We start from the raw sequence: 16,378 nt of genomic DNA, 5'->3' as shown, positions 1-16,378 counted from the left end.
TCGCAGGGAGTCGTTCATGTCCGATGAAGTCAGCACGCTCCGGCAGTATTTGAAAAGGGTCACCACCGATCTGTTACGCACCCGGGAGCAGTTGCGTGACGCGACCGAGCAGTCCGCCGAGCCGATCGCGGTGATCGGCATGTCGTGCCGGCTGCCCGGCGACGTGGCCTCGCCTGCCCAGCTGTGGGACCTGGTGGCCGCGGGCACGGACGCCATCTCGCCTTTCCCCGAGGACCGGCACTGGCCGATCGAGGAGCTCTACGACGCCGATCCGGACTCCCAGCAGGCGCGGCGGTCCTACGTGCGCGAGGGCGGCTTCCTCAGCGGGGCGGGCGGTTTCGACCCCGCGTTCTTCGGGATCTCCCCGCGCGAGGCGCTGGTGATGGACCCGCAGCAGCGGTTGGTGCTGGAGCTGGCCTGGGAGGCGTTGGAGTCCGCGGGCATCCTGCCGGACTCGCTGGTGGGCGAGCGGGCCGGGGTTTTCGTCGGCGCGTCCAGCAACGACTACGAGATGCTCTGGCAAGGCACCGACCAGTTCTCCCAGTACGGCATCACCGGCAACACCATGAGCGTGATCTCGGGCCGGATCAGCTACGCCCTGGGCTTCCACGGCCCGGCCCTCACCGTGGACACCGCCTGCTCGTCCTCCCTGGTCGCCGCCCACCTCGCGATGCGGGCCCTGCGCGCCGGCGAGTGCCCGATCGCGCTGGCGGGCGGTGTGACGGTGCTGAGCACCCCGGAGACGTTCGTCGAGTTCTGCGGCCAGGGCGTCACCTCCCGGGACGCCCGGATCAAGGCGTTCGCGGCCGGGGCGAACGGCTCGATCTGGGCCGAGGGGGCGGGTCTTCTGGTACTGGAGCGGCTGTCCGACGCGCGGCGGCACGGCCATCAGGTGCTCGCGGTACTGCGCGGCTCGGCGGTCAACTCCGACGGCACCAGCAACGGGCTCTCCGCACCCAACGGCACCGCCCAGCAGGAGGTGATCCGTACCGCGCTCGCCGACGCCGGACTGTCCACCCAGGACGTCGACGTGGTCGAGGCGCACGGCACCGGCACCCCGCTCGGCGACCCGGTGGAGGGCACCGCGCTGGTGGCGACCTACGGCCAGAACCGGGAGCCCGGCCGGCCGCTGCTGCTGGGCTCGCTGAAGTCCAACATCGGGCATACGCAGGCCGCGGCCGGCGTGGCCGGCATCATCAAGATGATCATGGCGATGCGGCACGGTCTCGCGCCGAAGACGCTGCACGTGGACAGCCCCACCCCGAAGGTGGACTGGGGAGTGGACGGGGTCAGCGTGCTCGCCGACGCGATGCCCTGGCCGGAGACCGGCCGAGTGCGCCGCGCCGCCGTCTCCTCCTTCGGGATCAGTGGCACCAACGCCCACGTCGTGCTGGAACAGCACGTCGAGCCGGAGGCGCCGGAGCCCGCCGAGCCGTCCGCCGGTCTGGTGTGGACGGTGTCGGGCCGGACCGAGGACGCGCTGCGCGCCCAGGCGACCCGGCTGCTGGCCTTCGCCGAGTCCGGCGACGCTCCCTCCGCCGAGGGGCTGGCGCATGCCTTGGCCACCCGCCGCACCCACTTCCGTCACCGGCTGGCAGTGCCCGGCCGGGACCTGGCCGAACTCACCTCCGCGCTGCGCAGTCACCTCGACACGGGCCTGGTCCCCGATGTGGCGGTGGGCGCCGCGGCCGGCGGCGGGCTGTGCATGCTGTTCACCGGCCAGGGCGCGCAGCGGCCCGGCATGGGGCGGCAGCTCGCCGCCTCCTTCCCGGTGTTCGCCGAGGCGTTCGACGAGGTGTGCGAGCTGTTCGACCGGGAGCTGGAGCGTCCGCTGCGGGCCGTGCTCGACGGCGAACCGGACCTGCTCGACCGCACCGACTACGCCCAGGCCGCCCTGTTCGCGGTGGAGGTCGCGCTGTTCCGGCTGATGCACTCCTGGGGTGTGCGCCCGGACCTGCTGCTGGGACATTCGATCGGGGAGATCAGCGCGGCGCACGTGGCCGGGGTGTGGTCGCTGCCGGACGCGGTCCGGCTGGTGGCCGCCAGAGGCCGCCTGATGGCCGCGCTGCCAGAGGGCGGCGCGATGCTGTCCGTACAGGGCACCGAGCAGGAGCTGGCCCCCTGGCTGGCGGGGCGCGCGGGGCAGGTGTCCGTCGCGGCGGTGAACGCCTCGGACACGGTGGTCGTCTCCGGTGCGGACGAAGACATCACAGAACTGGAGGCCGACTGGGCGGGCCGGGGACGGCGGACCCGGCGGCTGCGGGTCAGCCACGCGTTCCACTCGCCGCTGATGGAGCCGATGCTGGCCGAGTTCGGCACGGTTGTGGACGGGTTGACGACGCACGATCCGGAGATCCCGGTGATCTCCAACCTCACCGGCGAGCCGGCCACGGCGGAGCAGTTGCGCTCGTCGGCGTACTGGACCGCGCACGTCCGGCAGGCGGTGCGCTTCCACGACGGGCTGCGCACCGCACGCGAGGCCGGTGCACGCGTCCTGCTCGAACTGGGACCGGGCGCGGTGCTTTCCGCGCTGGCCGGGCGGGATGCCGGGCCGGACGAGGCGAGGGTGCCCACCCTGCGCGGGCCCGATCGTGACGAGACCAAGGACGTGCTGTTCGCCCTCGGCGCGCTGCACACGCAAGGCGTGGAGGTGGACTGGCCCGCCGTACTGCCCGCCGCGCCCGCCAGGACGGCGGACCTGCCCGGCTACGCGTTCCAGCACGAGAGGTACTGGCTGGTGCCGGACGGGAACGGGCTGAACCTGCGTTCCACCGGGCTGCTCCCGGTGGGCCACCCGCTGCTGGGCGCCATGGTGTCCGCGGCCGAGGGCGACGGCGTGCTGCTCACCGGCAGGCTGTCCCTCCAGTCGCACTCCTGGCTGGGGGGCCACCGGGTGCGCGGCATCCCCCTGCTGGCCGGCACCGGCTTCGTGGAACTGGCGCTGGCCGCGGGCGAGCACGTCGGCTGCGACCTGCTCGAACAGCTGACCGTCGAGGCGCCGCTGATCCTGCCGGAGCACGGCGGGGTGTCGGTACAGGTGGTGGTGGGCACCACCGAGGAGACCGGCCGCCGCCCGGTACGGGTGTACTCCCGGCCGGAGGGCGTGGGCCGGGCCGAGCCGGGCCCATGGCGGTCACACGCCTTCGGCTACCTGGGTATCCGCACCGCGACGCCGGACACGGCCCTCGCGCAGTGGCCGCCGAGGGATGTGCGGGAGATTCCGGTCGCGGACGTCTACGACGAGGTGGTGGAGGGCCGGCACTTCCGCTACGAGGGCGCGTTCCGAGGTCTGCGGACCCTCTGGCAACGCGACCACCCCGACGGGAGCTCGGAGATGTTCGCCGAGGTCGCCCTGCCCGCCGAAGCGGCGGGGGACGCGAAGCGCTACAGCCTGCACCCGGCGCTGCTGGACGCGGCACTGCACGCGGTCGGTCTCGGCCCGCAGCTGGACGGAATCGACGAGGGCAGCGGCTCGATGCCCTTCTCGTGGTCGGGGCTGTCGCTGTTCCGGGCCGGAGCCTCGACGGTGCGGGTGCACGCCACCGGCGGGAACGGTGACGTGGCGATCACGTTGGCGGACGAGACCGGTGCCACCGTGGCCACGGCGGACTCCCTGGCGTTCCGGCCGCTGCCCGCCGATGAGTCCTACCTGCTGGGACCGGCCGAGGACGGCGCGGAACTGCTGGCACAGGACTGGGTGCCCGCGCGCCGGCCATCCACAGTGGACGATCCCGGTGGATGGCACGACCCTGGGATCGGTGGGCTCGACCTCGCGGCGCTGGCGGACGCGGAGGAACCGGTGCCGCCGGTGGTGGTGCTACGCCCGGCCCGTCCCGCCGGGGACGACGTCACCGCACGGGTCCGCGCCGCGCTCACCGAGCTGACCGGGTACCTGCGAGCGTGGCTCACCGACCAGCGGTTCGCCGGTTCGCTGCTGGTGGTCCGCACCGAGCGCGCGCTCGGCGTGCGTGCGGGCGACGAACCCGACCTGGCACTGTCCGCGGCTCACGGGCTGGCCCGCTCAGCACAGAACGAGTACCCGGGCCGCCTTCTGCTGGTCGACGTCGACGAGCCGGCCGACACCGCGTTGCGCGACGCGGTCGCCGTCGCGTCCGCGGCCCGTGAGCCCCAGGTGGCGCTGCGCGCGGGCGAGCTGCTGGTGCCCCGGCTGCACCGCGACGACGGTCCGGCAAAGAGCGACGGCGGCGTGGCCGCCCGCACGCCCGATCCCGACGGCACCGTGCTGATCACCGGTGGACTCGGGTCGCTGGGCCGCACGCTGGCCCGGCATCTGGCAAGCCGGGGCGCCCGCAGGCTGCTGCTCCTCTCGCGCCGTGGCGCGGAGAGCCCCGGCGCCGCGGAACTGGTCGCCGAACTCGGCGAGCTCGGCGCGCACGCCGAGCTGGCGCGCGGCGACGTCGCCCGGCGGGACGACGTGGCCCGGGTGCTGGCCGAGGTGCCCGCGGCACACCCGCTCACCGCCGTGGTCCATGCGGCCGGTGTGCTGGACGACGGCTTGGTGGAGTCGCTGACCGACGGGCAGGTGGAGAACGTGCTGGCGCCGAAGGTCGACGGAGCCTGGCACCTCCATGAGTTGACCCGGGAGCTCGATCTCGTCGGGTTCACGTGTTTCTCCTCCGCCGCCGGCGTGTTCGGCACCGCGGGCCAGGGAGCTTACGCCGCGGCGAACGCCTTCCTGGACGCGCTCATGAACCAGCGGGCCGCCGCCGGGCTCCCGGCCCGCTCGCTGGGCTGGGGCCTGTGGGCGCCGGACAGCGGGACCGGCACGACCGACGGGATGGGCGGCGGGCTGGCCGCCGCGGACCGGGCCCGCATGGACCGCACCGGGATCCGCGCGCTGACCGTCGAGCAGGGCCTGGCCCTCTGGGACACCGCGACCGGCTCGGACAGGGCCCACCTGGTGCCCATCGGGCTGGACCTGGTCACCGTGGCCGGCCTGGGAGAGGAGGGCATTCCGCCGTTGCTGCGCGATCTGGTCCGCCCGGCCCGCCGCCGGCGCTCCGCGCGGTCCGCCGCGCCCGCCGAGTCCCCGGCGGACCTGGCCCGCAGGCTGGGCGGGCTGAGCCCCGCCGAACGGGACCGGCAGCTCCTCAACCTGGTGCTCGGGCACATCGCGGCCGTGCTCGGCTACCCGTCCGCGGACGGGGTGCCCGCTGACGGTCCGTTCGGAGACCTCGGATTCGACTCACTGAGTTCGGTCGAACTGCGCAACCGGCTCAACACCGCCACGGGTCTGAACCTGCCCGCCACCTTGGTGTTCGACCACCCCACTCCGGCCATCCTCGCGGCGCACCTCGGTACGGAGGTCGCGCCGGATGCCGCCGGCGCGGAGGAACCGGCGGACGGCCCTGCCGAGCGCGGCCCGGATCAGCTCTCCGGACTCGCGCAGGCGGTCGAGGAGGCGCTGGCCGGCGAGAACGCGCAGCGCGACGCGCTGCGCGGACGACTGCGGGCGGCGCTGCGCGCTCTGGACGGCGAGCCGGGGCCCGGGGTGGACGAGCTGAGCTCGGCCTCCGTGGACCAGCTCTACGCCTTCGTGGACCGGGAACTCGGCGATGCGTGAGCCAGCAGCCGGGACCGCCCGGCCGACCGGAGAGGAATCGAAAGCCGTGGGCGAGGACCCGAAGCTCGTCAAGTACTTCCAGCGGGTCACCGCGGAACTCCAGCGCACCCGGGAGCGGTTGCGGGAGCTGGAGAACCCCGTCGACGACCCGGTGGCCGTGGTCGGCATGGGCTGCCGGTTCGGCGGTGGGGTCGGCTCGCCGGAGGAACTGTGGGAACTGCTCGCCGCGGAGCGGGACGTGATCACCGGGTTCCCGGCCGGCCGCGGCTGGACCGAAGACCAGATCTACCACCCGGAACCGGGCACGCCGGGCCGCTCCTACGTCCGGCACGGTGCCTTCCTCGATGACGCGGCCGACTTTGACGCGGAGTTCTTCGGCATTTCGCCGCGCGAGGCGCTCGGCATGGACCCGCAGCAGCGGATCGCGCTGGAGGTCACCTGGCAGGCGCTGGAGTCCGCCGGTATCGATCCGGCCGGGCTGCGCGGCAGCCGCACCGGCGTGTTCCTCGGCCTGTCCAACGCGGACTACGCCACGGCGGTCCGCGAGATGCCCGAGGACATGCTGGGCCAGCTCTCCATCGGCAACGCGGGCAGCGTGACCTCTGGCCGACTGGCCTATGTGTTCGGCTTGCAGGGGCCCGTGCTCACGGTGGACACCGCCTGTTCCTCGTCCCTGGTCGGGATCCACCTGGCCGTACAGTCGCTGCGCGCGGGCGAGTGCACCCTGGCGCTCGCGGGCGGGGTGACCATCCTGTCCAGCCCGCTGCTGTTCATCGACTATGCCCGGCAGCGCGCCTTGGCGCCGGACGGGCGGTGCAAGCCCTTCTCCTCGGCCGCCGACGGCACCGCGTGGGGCGAGGGCGCCGGGATGCTGGTGCTGGAGAAGCTTTCCGACGCACGCCGCAACCACCACCCGGTGCTCGCGCTGCTGCGCGGATCGGCGATCAACTCCGACGGCACCTCCTCCGGGCTGACCGCCCCGAACGGAACCGCCCAGCAGCAGGTGATCGCCGACGCGCTCGCTTCGGCCGGCCTGTCGCCCGCGGACGTCGACGCGGTGGAGGCGCACGGCGCGGGTACCGCGCTCGGCGACCCGATCGAGGCGCAGGCGCTGCTGGCCGGGTACGGCCGCCACCGCGGCGACCGGCCGCCGCTGCTGGTCGGCGCGGTGAAGTCGAACCTCGCCCACACCCAGGCCGCGGCCGGAGTCGCCGGCGTGGTGAAGATGGTGCTGGCCATGCGGCACAGCACGCTGCCCAGGACCCTGCACATCGACACGGTGACCCCCCGGGTCGACTGGGCGCAGGGCGGAGTCGAACTGCTCACCAGCGCAGTCCCGTGGCCGCGCGACGGGCGCCCCCGGCGGGCGGGCGTGTCCGCGTTCGGAGTCGGCGGCACCAATGCGCACGTGATCCTGGAGGACCCGGGGCCCGACCCGGACATCGAGCCCGGCGACCGGGCCGTCCCGCCGCTGCTGGCCTGGACCCTGTCGGGCAGGACCGAACAGGCGCTGTCCGCGCAGGTGGCCGCGCTGCACGAGTACCTCGACCGGGCGCGCCCGGACCTGCTGGACCTGTCGTGGTCGCTGGCCACCACCCGGGCGCACCTGCCGCACCGCGCGGTGGTGTTCGGCTCCCGCCCGGCCGACCTCGCCGCGGGCCTGACCGCGCTGAGCACGGGCCGGAACGACACCGGGAGCGCCACGGTGGCGGTCTCCGGCACCGCCGTACGGAACGGCACCACCGCGTTCCTGTACCCACACGAGTGCACCCCGGCCGTGGTACGCGCGTTGGCCACGCAGTACACCGAGGCCGAGCCGTTCGCCGAGCACCTCTCCGCATGTGCGGCAGTGCTGGCCGAGCTGGTCGGCTGGTCTCTGACGGATGTGCTCCGCGGTGACCCGGACGCGCCACCACTGGACCGGCCGGACGTGTTGGCCCCCGCCACGCTGGCCGTGCTGACCGGTGTGACACGCATGTGGTGCGCGGCCGGGGTGCGCCCGGCGGCGTTGGCGGGACACGGATCCGGCCGGCTGGCCGCGTCCTGGGCGGTCGGGTGGCTGCCCCTGTCCTCGGCGCTGCGGATCGCGGCCGGGTGCCCCGTGGGCGTGGAACCCGACGTCGTGGAGGTCCCGCCCCCCGCGCCCGGTGTGCCGGTGCTGTGCGGGGACACCGGCCGCTGGCTGCGGGACCGTCCGGCCGAGGACGATTACCGCACAGTGCCAACTGCCGAACCCGGCTCGGCTGCCCGCGAGCTGCGGGCCGACGGTCATCGACTGCTGATCGTGTTCGGTGGGGACACCGCGGGCACGGCCGCCGCGCTGTCCGACGGTCCCGCCGTGCTGGCCGTGCCGGAGGAGACGGAGAGCGCGGTGACCGGTTCAGCGGCGATCGTGCGCGCGCTGGGCCGCGCGTACGTGATGGGCGCGGCGGTGGACTGGCGTGCCGTCCTGTCCGGCACCGGCGCGCGGCGTATCCCGTTGCCCGGCTACGCCTTCCAGCGCAGCCGGTACTGGATCGAGCGCGAGTGGACCATGCCGGTGCTGATCTCCGACGACCCCGGGACGCGCGAGCCCGATCGGCGCTCGCCCGCGGCTCTGCTGTGGGCACTGCCCGAACAGGAGCGCACACGCCACGTCGAGACGCTGGTGCGTGAGTGCCTGGACCGGGCGCTGGGCAACGGACCGGACGACCAGGTCGACGCCGAGGACACGTTCCGCGATCTCGGGATGGACTCACTGGGCGCGGAGGATCTGCGCGATCAACTCACCAACGGTACCGGTGTGGAGATCGAACTCTCCGACGTGCTGAACTACCCCACGGTGGTCGACCTCACCGAGCGCGTGCTGGAAAAGCTGGCCACCCGCGCCGAGGAGGGCACGCTCGACGAGATCGCGGGGACCGCCCGGCCCGGGAACGAGGCCCCCGAATCCGGCACCGGGCCGGTGGACCCGGCGTCCGGGGACGCCGACGAAAGCGACGGCAGCCTGGCCTCGTTCTACATCCGGGCGATTCGCAACGGCCGGATCAACGTCGCCCTCCGCCTGGCCCGTGCGGCCTCCGAGACCCGCGACACGTTCGACCAGGACGACCCGCGCGATCTCGCCGAACTGCGCTGGGTGGGAACGGGCGCGGGCGGCCCCACGGTCGTCGGCCTCACCCCGCCGATCTTCCCCAACCTGGACCTGCCCTACTCCTACCTGCACGCCGGGCTGGACCCCGCGTCCGACGTGTGGTCGCTGTGGTCGCCCGGTTTCGCGGGTGAGGCTCCGCTGCCCGCCGACCGTGCCGCCCTGATGCGGATGCTGGCGAAACCGCTGCGGCGTGAGCTGGCCGACACCCCGTTGATCATCGCGGGCTACTCCTCGGGCGGCTGGCTGGCGCACGACCTGGCCGCACATCTGGAGCAGACCGGCGTCCCCGTCACCGCGCTGCTGCTGCTGGACTCGTACCTGCCGGAGGAGGCGATGGACCAGACCGAGACCCGCAGCGAATTCATGCGTGAGCAGATCCGACGACGTGACCTCATGGGCATGTCGCTCGACCGTCCGGACCGGACCGTGACCACCAGCGGCCAGATCGCGGCGATGGGCGGCTACAGCAGGATCTTCAGCAACTGGCGGCCCGGCCCGCTGAAGGCGCCGATCCTGCACCTGCTCGCCAGCGAGGTCGTCGCGGGTCTGCCCACCAGCTCGGAGGACCACCCGTTCCCGGCCGAACTGGCGCACCGCGTACGCAGGCTGCCCGGCGATCACTTCACCATCCTGTCCCAGCACGCCGACCTGATCTCAGCGAACCTGCACGACTGGCTGACGGAGGTGCAGCCCATATGACGACCGTTCCCGGTCTTCCCGACGCCACCCTGTCCGAGACCCGAGCACGCATCAAGCCTGCCCGCTGATCAAGCACACTGATCAACCCTCCGCAGCCCTCTTCCGTACACCATCCGGAAGAGGGCTGCGTCCTTATGACACAGGCTCTTACGGAGCTACCGCTCCTCCCCACCCCGCAGTTGCACCACCACCAGCGCCACCCCCGCCAGCACCACATTCCGCGCCGCCGCGTCCAACCCGTTCCAGCTCTTCGACTGCCACATGGAGAACCACTCGCCGCCGATCGCCATGAACCCGGCGCCGAAGAGCAGCAGCACCATCAGCAGCCCGAGAGTGCTGACCCGCCGCGCACCGGAATACCCGCCACGCCCGCGCATTTCCCGCGCCCACAGCACGGTTCCCGCGAGCAGTACCAGCGCCGCGGCCGTCTCCCACGCGATGATCAGGGTGTAGGCGATGTTCTGGAGGGTGCGGGATTCGACGGCCCGCCACATCAGGTCGGGGTCCTTGAAGGTGGTGTCCATGGCCAGGACGTGCTGGACGAAAGCCTGGTTGGTGCCGAAGTCGGTGATGTTGCCGAATGCGACGAGTGCCATGTAGAGGGCGACCGTGCCGGTGAGCACGGTCGCCGCGAGTGGAAGGGCCTGTATCGGTCTGGTGGCGGGCATCCCCGGTTCCCCCTGGCCTGCGGTGGAGTGTTGTCCCCGGGAACTTTACGGGCGCCGTCAACCGCCGGGGAGTTCTGCCGTCGCGACGAGGACCGTACGGGACGGGACCGTGCACACGTCCCCGGTCTTCAGGGTGGCGGAAGCCGCCGGGGCGCCGTCCGGGGCGGTGGTGTCCAGCACCACCTCGTACACCGCGCCGAACCGGCCCGGGACGGGAAAGTCCACTGCGTCCGCTCCGGAGTTGAGGAGGGCGAGGAGGTCGGTGTCCGGTGCTGCCGCGCGGTCTCCGGCGAGGACGAAGGCCAGGAAGCGGGTGGCCGGGTCGTTCCAGCGGGCCGCGGTCATCGGGCGGCCGTCGCGGTCGTACCAGGCGATGTCGGGTGGGTCGCCGGAGCCGGTCAGGAAGGTGGTGCGCTGGAGGACGGGGTGCGCGCGCTGGAGGGCGACCGCCCGGCGTACGAAGTCGGTGAGTGGGGTGGGGACCGACCAGTCGTACCAGCTTGTCGGGTTGTCCTGGCAGTAGGCGTTGTTGTTGCCGCGTTGTGTACGGCCGATTTCGTCGCCGCCGTACAGCATCGTGCAGCCCTGGGAGAGGAGGAGGGTGGCGAGCATGTTGCGGCGTTGGCGTTCGCGGACGGAGATGATGGCGGGGTCGGATGTGGGGCCCTCGGTGCCGTAGTTGGCGGAGCGGTTGTCGTCCGTGCCGTCCCGGTTGTTCTCGCCGTTGGCCTCGTTGTGTTTGCGCGCGTAGGTCACCAGGTCGGTCAAGGGCATGCCGTCGTGGCAGGTGACGAAGTTGATGGACGCGTCCGGGCCGCGTCGCTCGGGGGCGTACAGGTCGGAGGAGCCGGCGATCCGGCTCGCCAGGTCGCCGACGGCGGGGCGGCCCCGCCAGAAGTCGCGCACGGTGTCGCGGTAACGGTCGTTCCACTCGTTCCAGCCGGGCGGGAAGCGGCCCACCTGGTAACTGTCGGGCGCACCGACGTCCCAGGGTTCGGCGATGAGTTTGACGCGGCCGACGACCGGGTCCTGGTAGAGCAGGTGGAAGAAGGCGGCGAGGCGGTCGACGTAGCCGTACTGGCGGGCCAGGGTCGCGGCCAGGTCGAAGCGGAAGCCGTCCACGTGCATCTCGGCGACCCAGTAGCGCAGCGAGTCCATGATCAGGCGCAGTACTTCGGGGCGGCCGGCGTTGAGGGTGTTGCGGGTGCCGGTGGTGTCGACGTAGCGGGACGGGTCGGCCGGGTCGAGGCGGTAGTAGATCTCGTTGGCCAGTCCGCGGAAGCAGAGCGTCGGGTCGTCGGGCGGGCCTTCGGCGGTGTGGTTGTAGACGACGTCGAGGATGACCTCGATGCCGGCGGTGTGGAGGGCCTTCACCATGTGCTTGAAGTCGGTGATCTGGCCGCCGTCGTGGCCCGTGGAGCTGTACGCGGCGTGCGGCGCGAAGAAGCCGATGGTGGAGTAGCCCCAGTAGTTGGTCAGGTTGCGGTCGAGGAGGAACGGTTCGGGGAGGAATTGCTGCACCGGCATCAGTTCGACGGCGGTGACGCCGAGGCGGGTGAGGTGTTCGATGACGGCGGGGTGCGCGAGGCCGGTGTATGTGCCTCGGAGGGGCGGGGGTACGTCAGGGTGCTGCGCGGTCAGGCCCTTGACGTGCGTCTCGTACAGGAACGTCGCTGACCAGGGGTGGCGCGGCGGCCGGTCGTCGCCCCAGTCGAATGCCGGGTCGGCGACGAGTGGGAGCAGCGTGCGGGCTCCGGTCGGCCGCAGAATCCGCGCGTACGGGTCGAGCAGCAGCCGGGACGGGTCGAAGTGCAGGCCCCGTGCGGGCGTGAACGGGCCGTGCGCGCGGTAGCCGTAACCCTGACCAGGGCGTATTCCCGGTACGTAGGTGTGCCAGAGGTCGCAGTTTACCGCCATCGGGACCCGCCGCTCGCCGCCCTCGCCGAGCAGGCACAGCTCGACGGAGCCGCCGTACGCGCCCGCCGAGGAGTACACGGCGAAGGAGGTGCCGGAGCCGTCCCAATGGGCGCCTGGGCGGTACGGGTCGCCGGGAGTGGGGGAGGCAGGGGGAGTCGTCATCAGTCGTAGCCGCCGAACATGAAGAGGGACGCCCGCTGGTCCGCCGGATTCATCAGGCCGTGCAGGTTGCCGCCCTTGAGGAGGGCGAGATGACCGGCGGGCAGCCGGCGCACCTCGAAGGAGCGCGCCCGGCTGCCGGAGTCGGCCCAGTCGCCGATCACCATCAGCCCGTCGCCCTCCAGCATCAGGAAGACCTCCTGGTTGTCGCGGTGCCGGTGCAGACCGATGCCGCAGGCCGGGTCCAGGACATGCAGGTCCATGTAGGTGACGGCGAGGAAGGGTTCCACGTCGCCGCTGATATGGCCCTTGTTGCCGTACGCGTCGAGGTTGTACGGCTCCAGGGCGCGCCGCAGGTCGTCGCCGCCCGCCCAGCGGCCGTACTCGCTGAACAGCGTGCGGTATTCGAGGAAACCGACGCCGCCGTGCGGGTTGGCGCTGGTGCCGACGCCCAGGTAGTGGTCCCAGCCGCGGATCTTCATCTCGAAACCCAGGCGTACCGATCCGGAAGGCGGGTCGGCCGAGCCGGCGCCGTCCGGGCTCGCGGTCCAGCGCACGTCGATGTAGCAGGGAAGTACGGGGTGCATGGCGTGCCGCGGGGCGACCAGCCGCAGGTCCTGGTGGGTCATCTGGTCGCGGTGGAAGTCCTGGCCCAGGCCGGTGACGAGGTCCGGGCGCGGTTGCAGGAGTCCGGAGTCGAGTGCCGTCCGGCCGCGCGGGCCGAGGAGGTCGCGGAGGCCGTCGCCGACCCGGCCCCACAGTTCGATCGTGTAGAAGTCGGTTTCCTCGTCGTACGGCACACGGACCGGCACCGGGCGGCTGCCCTGGACGGAGAGCACGCAGCCGATGGCGTCGCCGAGCTGGCCCGCCTCGCGCCACAGGGCGGAGTCCGGGCCGCCCCGGTAGGAGAGCTGGAGGAACGGGCCGCGCCAGTCGCCGATCTCGGCCCAGCCCCGTACCGCCCGGGTGTCGGCGAGGGTGAAGTCGCGGACGTTCTGCTTCTGGAAGTCGGTCTTGTCGTCCTGCTGTGCCGGATCGAGCTGGTCCTGGTTGGGCGAGGCGGGCCCGTACAGCTGGAGCGTGCGCAGCGGGAACAGGTGCTGGAGCGAGGCGGGTTCGTAGAGTTCGCGTTCGGCGGCGAAGCGGGTGTGTTCGACCAGGCCGAGCAGTTTCAGCAGCGGGTTGGCCTCCGCGTAGTCCGGCGGTTTGACCGGGTCGACGCGGAAGACCGAGTCGGTGTGCACGATCTTGGGCATCGCGGGACCGCCTCAGATGGTGTGGTAGAGGAACGCGACGAACTTCAGCGGCTCGGTGCCCGGGTTGCGGATGCCGTGCACGCCGCCGCTCTTGGTGTAGAGCACGCTGCCCGGTTTGACCGGCAGTTCACGGCACTTGACCGGGCCGATGCCGAAGACGGGCCGCTCGACCAGCGGGTAGTTCGCGGTCGTCGGGTCGTCGCCGTCGCTCATGTACGCGGTGCCGGTGCCGGCGACGACGTAGTACAGCTCCTCCGAGCCGATGTGCCGGTGGGTGCCCTCCACCGCTCCGGGCGGCACCGTCACCTCGTGGAAGAACACCAGGTCGCTGCCGAGTTCGCGCTGGAAGAGCCAGCGCATCTGCACGATGTTGTCGTCCCGCCGCTCGGGATTTCCCTCGTCGGTCATGGCGTTGCGGTAGTTGACCGGCTGGATCTGCGAGGCGTCCGGGATGAAGAAGCCGCGCTGGAAGTCGAGCAGGTAGTTGCTGTCCGCAACGGTGTTCTGCGGGTCGCTGGGCACCTGCGTACGCGGCTCCTGATGGGAGCGGAGGTAGGCGTTGTCCCATTGCGGGTTGCCCAGCCGCTGGCCGGTCGGGTACAGCACGCCGTCCTCGCGGAAGGCCATCGCGACCTCGGAGACCGAACCGAGCAGCGGGGACAGCTGCGGCACCCGCGTGATCGGCGCGTTGCAGCCCATCAGCGGCAGGACACGGTGGTCGTGCGCGGTGCCGTCCGGCGGCTCCAGCGTCTCCCAGATCTCCGTCGCGTACGCGCCGATCACCGGGTCCCAGTGCAGCGTGACGATGGCCTCGGCGGAGTCGGCCGGGTCCTCGCCGGTGACCTTCAGCCACGCCTTCGTACGGGGTCCGAGCCGCCGGTTGAACTCCCTGGCCTGCTCCACGAGGCGGATGCCGGAGTACTCGATGCGCAGCATCGGGCAGAGTTTGGTGCCGCCGAGGAAGACGTCGCCCTTGATGGCGGTGCCGTCCGCCGAGCCGCGCACCTCGGCGACGTAGTAGCGGTAGCGGGAGGAGCGGGTCGCGTTGAGGTAGCGGGCGTGGTAGATCCGGTCGGGGTAGAAGACGACGCGGAAGATCTCGTTCTCGGGGTGGGTGTAGACCTCGTCGAAGCGGCTGTCCATGTCACGGCCTCCCGACCCTGTCCCGCAGCACGTCGCCGACGCGGAAGGAGTTCGCCTCGATGGTCAGCGTCGGGTTGGCGCTGCCCGAGGTCGGCATGAACGCCCCGTCGGTGACGTAGAGGTTGTCGAAGTTCCAGGCCCGGCAGTCGGGGTCGAGGACGGAGTCCGCGGCGTTCGCGCCGAACCGGGCGCCGCCCAGTACATGGTTGGCGATCCGTACCACCGAGCCGCCCACCGACCCCGCGCTGATGTCGCGCACGTCGCCGCCGCGCACCAGGATCTGCCGGCACTGCTCGGCGAGGGCGTCCATCAGCGCCCGGTCGTGCGGGTGCCAGGTCTTGATGATGTACGCGACGGGGCGGCCCCACTTGTCCGTCACGCTCGGGTGCAGCTCGATGCGGTTCTCCCGCTGCGGCACCTGGTTGGCCATGAACGCCACCGACAGGCGCCGCCCGAAGCTCTCCTCCAGGTAGTCCTCGAAGCCGTTGCCGACGAGGCTCGTGTCGTAGAGGTAGCCCTTCCACATGGTGTCCATGTCCATCGCGTGCCAGGTGCGGGCGAGGGAGATGGGCAGGGCGCCGTCGGAGGTGTTGTTGTAGATCACGCCGCCCGCCCACAGGCCCTGGGCGCGGAACCACTCGGGGCGCGCGCAGTGGTCGGTGGCCCAGTCCGAGTCCAGCGTCTTGGACTTGTCCGAGCGGTCCGGGACGATGCACTGCGCGCCGCCGAAGCAGTGCGTCAGGAAGTAGCGCCCCAGCAGCCCGTTGGCGTTGACGCGCTTGTCGAAGGCCGGGTCGAGCAGTCCGGAGAGCTGGAGCAGCCGTACGGACTCGATCGCCGAGCAGGCCACGACGACGGTCCCGGCGGTGATCGCCCAGGGCCGGCCGCCGGGGTCGCGGTAGTGCACCTTCGTCACGCGCGGGCCGTCCGCCTCCAGATGGGTGACGGTGCAGTTGGCCCGCAGGTCCAGGCCGCCGCTGCCGCTGACGTCGCGCAGTGGCGCCAGCAGCGACACCCAGACGTTGGACTTCAGGCCCAGCGGGTCGCCGTAGCGGTTGACGAACGCCGTCTTGATGGTGTCGGTGTCGGCGGGCACCGTACGGCCGCTGGGCGCGTGGTCGCGGGTGATGACCGCGAGCGGGGTGCGGTAGCGGCGCATGCCGAGCGCATCCATGCCGGCGGCCGCGTACGCGCTGATGGGGTTGGGCTCCAGCGGCGGCTGGTAGCGGTCCTGGGACGGGGTCTTGGCCTGCCCGTCCCAGGTCCCGTTGATGCCGACGAGTTCCTCGGCCCTGGTGTAGTACGGCTCCAGCGCGGCGTAGTCCAGCGGCCAGTCGCGGGCCTCCCGGCGCACGTCACCGCCCGGGTCGTCACGCAGGTCGCCGCGCGACGCGTTGAGGGTGGCCAGCCGCAGGTCGTCGGGGGTGAAGCGCGGGGACACCCCGCCGTACAGCTGTGTGCCGCCGCCGACCACCTGGGCTGTGTAGCCCTCGATGGTGACCCGGTCCCGGCCGTCGCTGTCGCGGTACACGTGCGGCTCGTCGTTCAGGTCCGGCTCCACATGGCTGGAGAAGTACGACTCACCCGTGTTGGCCACGCCCTGCACGGTGATGCGCTTCTCCGAGCCGGTGGCGAAGCACTCGTCGCGCTTGAAGTCCGACAGGCCGGTGGGACTCTGCGCCTGGGTGCGCAGCAGCGGGCCCTTCTCCAGGACGACCACCCGGTGTCCGGCCCGTACGAGCGTATGGGTGAGCGGCGCGCCGCCCGCGCCGCTGCCGATGACGACGATTTCGGCACTCTCCCCGTCCATGCCGTCCTC

At 72.1% G+C, this 16,378-nt stretch carries 7 protein-coding genes; 2 read left to right on the top strand and 5 right to left on the bottom strand.

Annotation, left to right across the window (positions count from 1 at the left end; genetic code table 11):
- Positions 1-16 precede the first annotated feature (16 nt).
- Together ACZ53K_RS19370 and ACZ53K_RS19365 are read left to right on the top strand one after the other, a co-directional pair.
- A complete protein-coding gene (locus ACZ53K_RS19370) occupies positions 17-5,584 on the top strand; it encodes a type I polyketide synthase (protein WP_468837812.1) in 5,568 nt (1,855 codons plus the stop codon).
- The gene (locus ACZ53K_RS19365; protein ID WP_468837810.1) at positions 5,577-9,416 is read left to right on the top strand and encodes a type I polyketide synthase; all 3,840 of its coding nucleotides are present in this window, start codon (positions 5,577-5,579) and stop codon (positions 9,414-9,416) included. Before ACZ53K_RS19370 ends, ACZ53K_RS19365 begins: the two co-directional genes overlap by 8 nt.
- 155 nt (positions 9,417-9,571) lie before the next feature.
- Here ACZ53K_RS19365 and ACZ53K_RS19360 read toward each other — a convergent pair whose 3' ends face one another.
- The 5 genes from ACZ53K_RS19360 to ACZ53K_RS19340 are packed head-to-tail and all read right to left on the bottom strand — an operon-like array spanning position 9,572 to position 16,369.
- Positions 9,572-10,084: a DUF2165 domain-containing protein gene (locus ACZ53K_RS19360; RefSeq protein ID WP_468837807.1), complete on the bottom strand. Its 513-nt coding sequence runs from the start codon at positions 10,082-10,084 to the stop codon at positions 9,572-9,574.
- Between the two features lie 57 nt (positions 10,085-10,141).
- Complete coding sequence (gene glgX, locus ACZ53K_RS19355; protein WP_468837804.1) at positions 10,142-12,163, bottom strand: glycogen debranching protein GlgX; 2,022 nt, start codon at positions 12,161-12,163, stop codon at positions 10,142-10,144.
- Complete coding sequence (locus tag ACZ53K_RS19350) at positions 12,163-13,416, bottom strand: cupin domain-containing protein (protein ID WP_468837801.1); 1,254 nt, start codon at positions 13,414-13,416, stop codon at positions 12,163-12,165. Before ACZ53K_RS19350 ends, glgX begins: the two co-directional genes overlap by 1 nt.
- A 12-nt stretch (positions 13,417-13,428) precedes the next feature.
- Positions 13,429-14,559: a cupin domain-containing protein gene (locus ACZ53K_RS19345; RefSeq protein WP_468837798.1), complete on the bottom strand. Its 1,131-nt coding sequence runs from the start codon at positions 14,557-14,559 to the stop codon at positions 13,429-13,431.
- 1 nt (position 14,560) lies between these two features.
- Positions 14,561-16,369 carry a GMC oxidoreductase gene (locus tag ACZ53K_RS19340; RefSeq protein ID WP_468837795.1) on the bottom strand — a complete coding sequence of 603 codons (1,809 nt, stop codon included), beginning with the start codon at positions 16,367-16,369 and terminating at the stop codon, positions 14,561-14,563.
- Between the last annotated feature and the right edge of the window lie 9 nt (positions 16,370-16,378).

It is taken from the genome of Streptomyces sp. NPDC033221 (assembly GCF_055577005.1).
Note: the sequence above shows the minus strand (reverse complement) of the source record. Positions and strands in the feature narration are given on the sequence as shown.

Coding starts and splice junctions, on each gene's coding strand:
- ACZ53K_RS19370 (WP_468837812.1), top strand. CDS start 17: ATGTCCGATGAAGTCAGCACGCTCCGGCAGTATTTGAAAAGGGTCACC.
- glgX (WP_468837804.1), bottom strand. CDS start 12,163: ATGACGACTCCCCCTGCCTCCCCCACTCCCGGCGACCCGTACCGCCCA.
- ACZ53K_RS19350 (WP_468837801.1), bottom strand. CDS start 13,416: ATGCCCAAGATCGTGCACACCGACTCGGTCTTCCGCGTCGACCCGGTC.
- ACZ53K_RS19345 (WP_468837798.1), bottom strand. CDS start 14,559: ATGGACAGCCGCTTCGACGAGGTCTACACCCACCCCGAGAACGAGATC.
- ACZ53K_RS19340 (WP_468837795.1), bottom strand. CDS start 16,369: ATGGACGGGGAGAGTGCCGAAATCGTCGTCATCGGCAGCGGCGCGGGC.
- ACZ53K_RS19365 (WP_468837810.1), top strand. CDS start 5,577: ATGCGTGAGCCAGCAGCCGGGACCGCCCGGCCGACCGGAGAGGAATCG.
- ACZ53K_RS19360 (WP_468837807.1), bottom strand. CDS start 10,084: ATGCCCGCCACCAGACCGATACAGGCCCTTCCACTCGCGGCGACCGTG.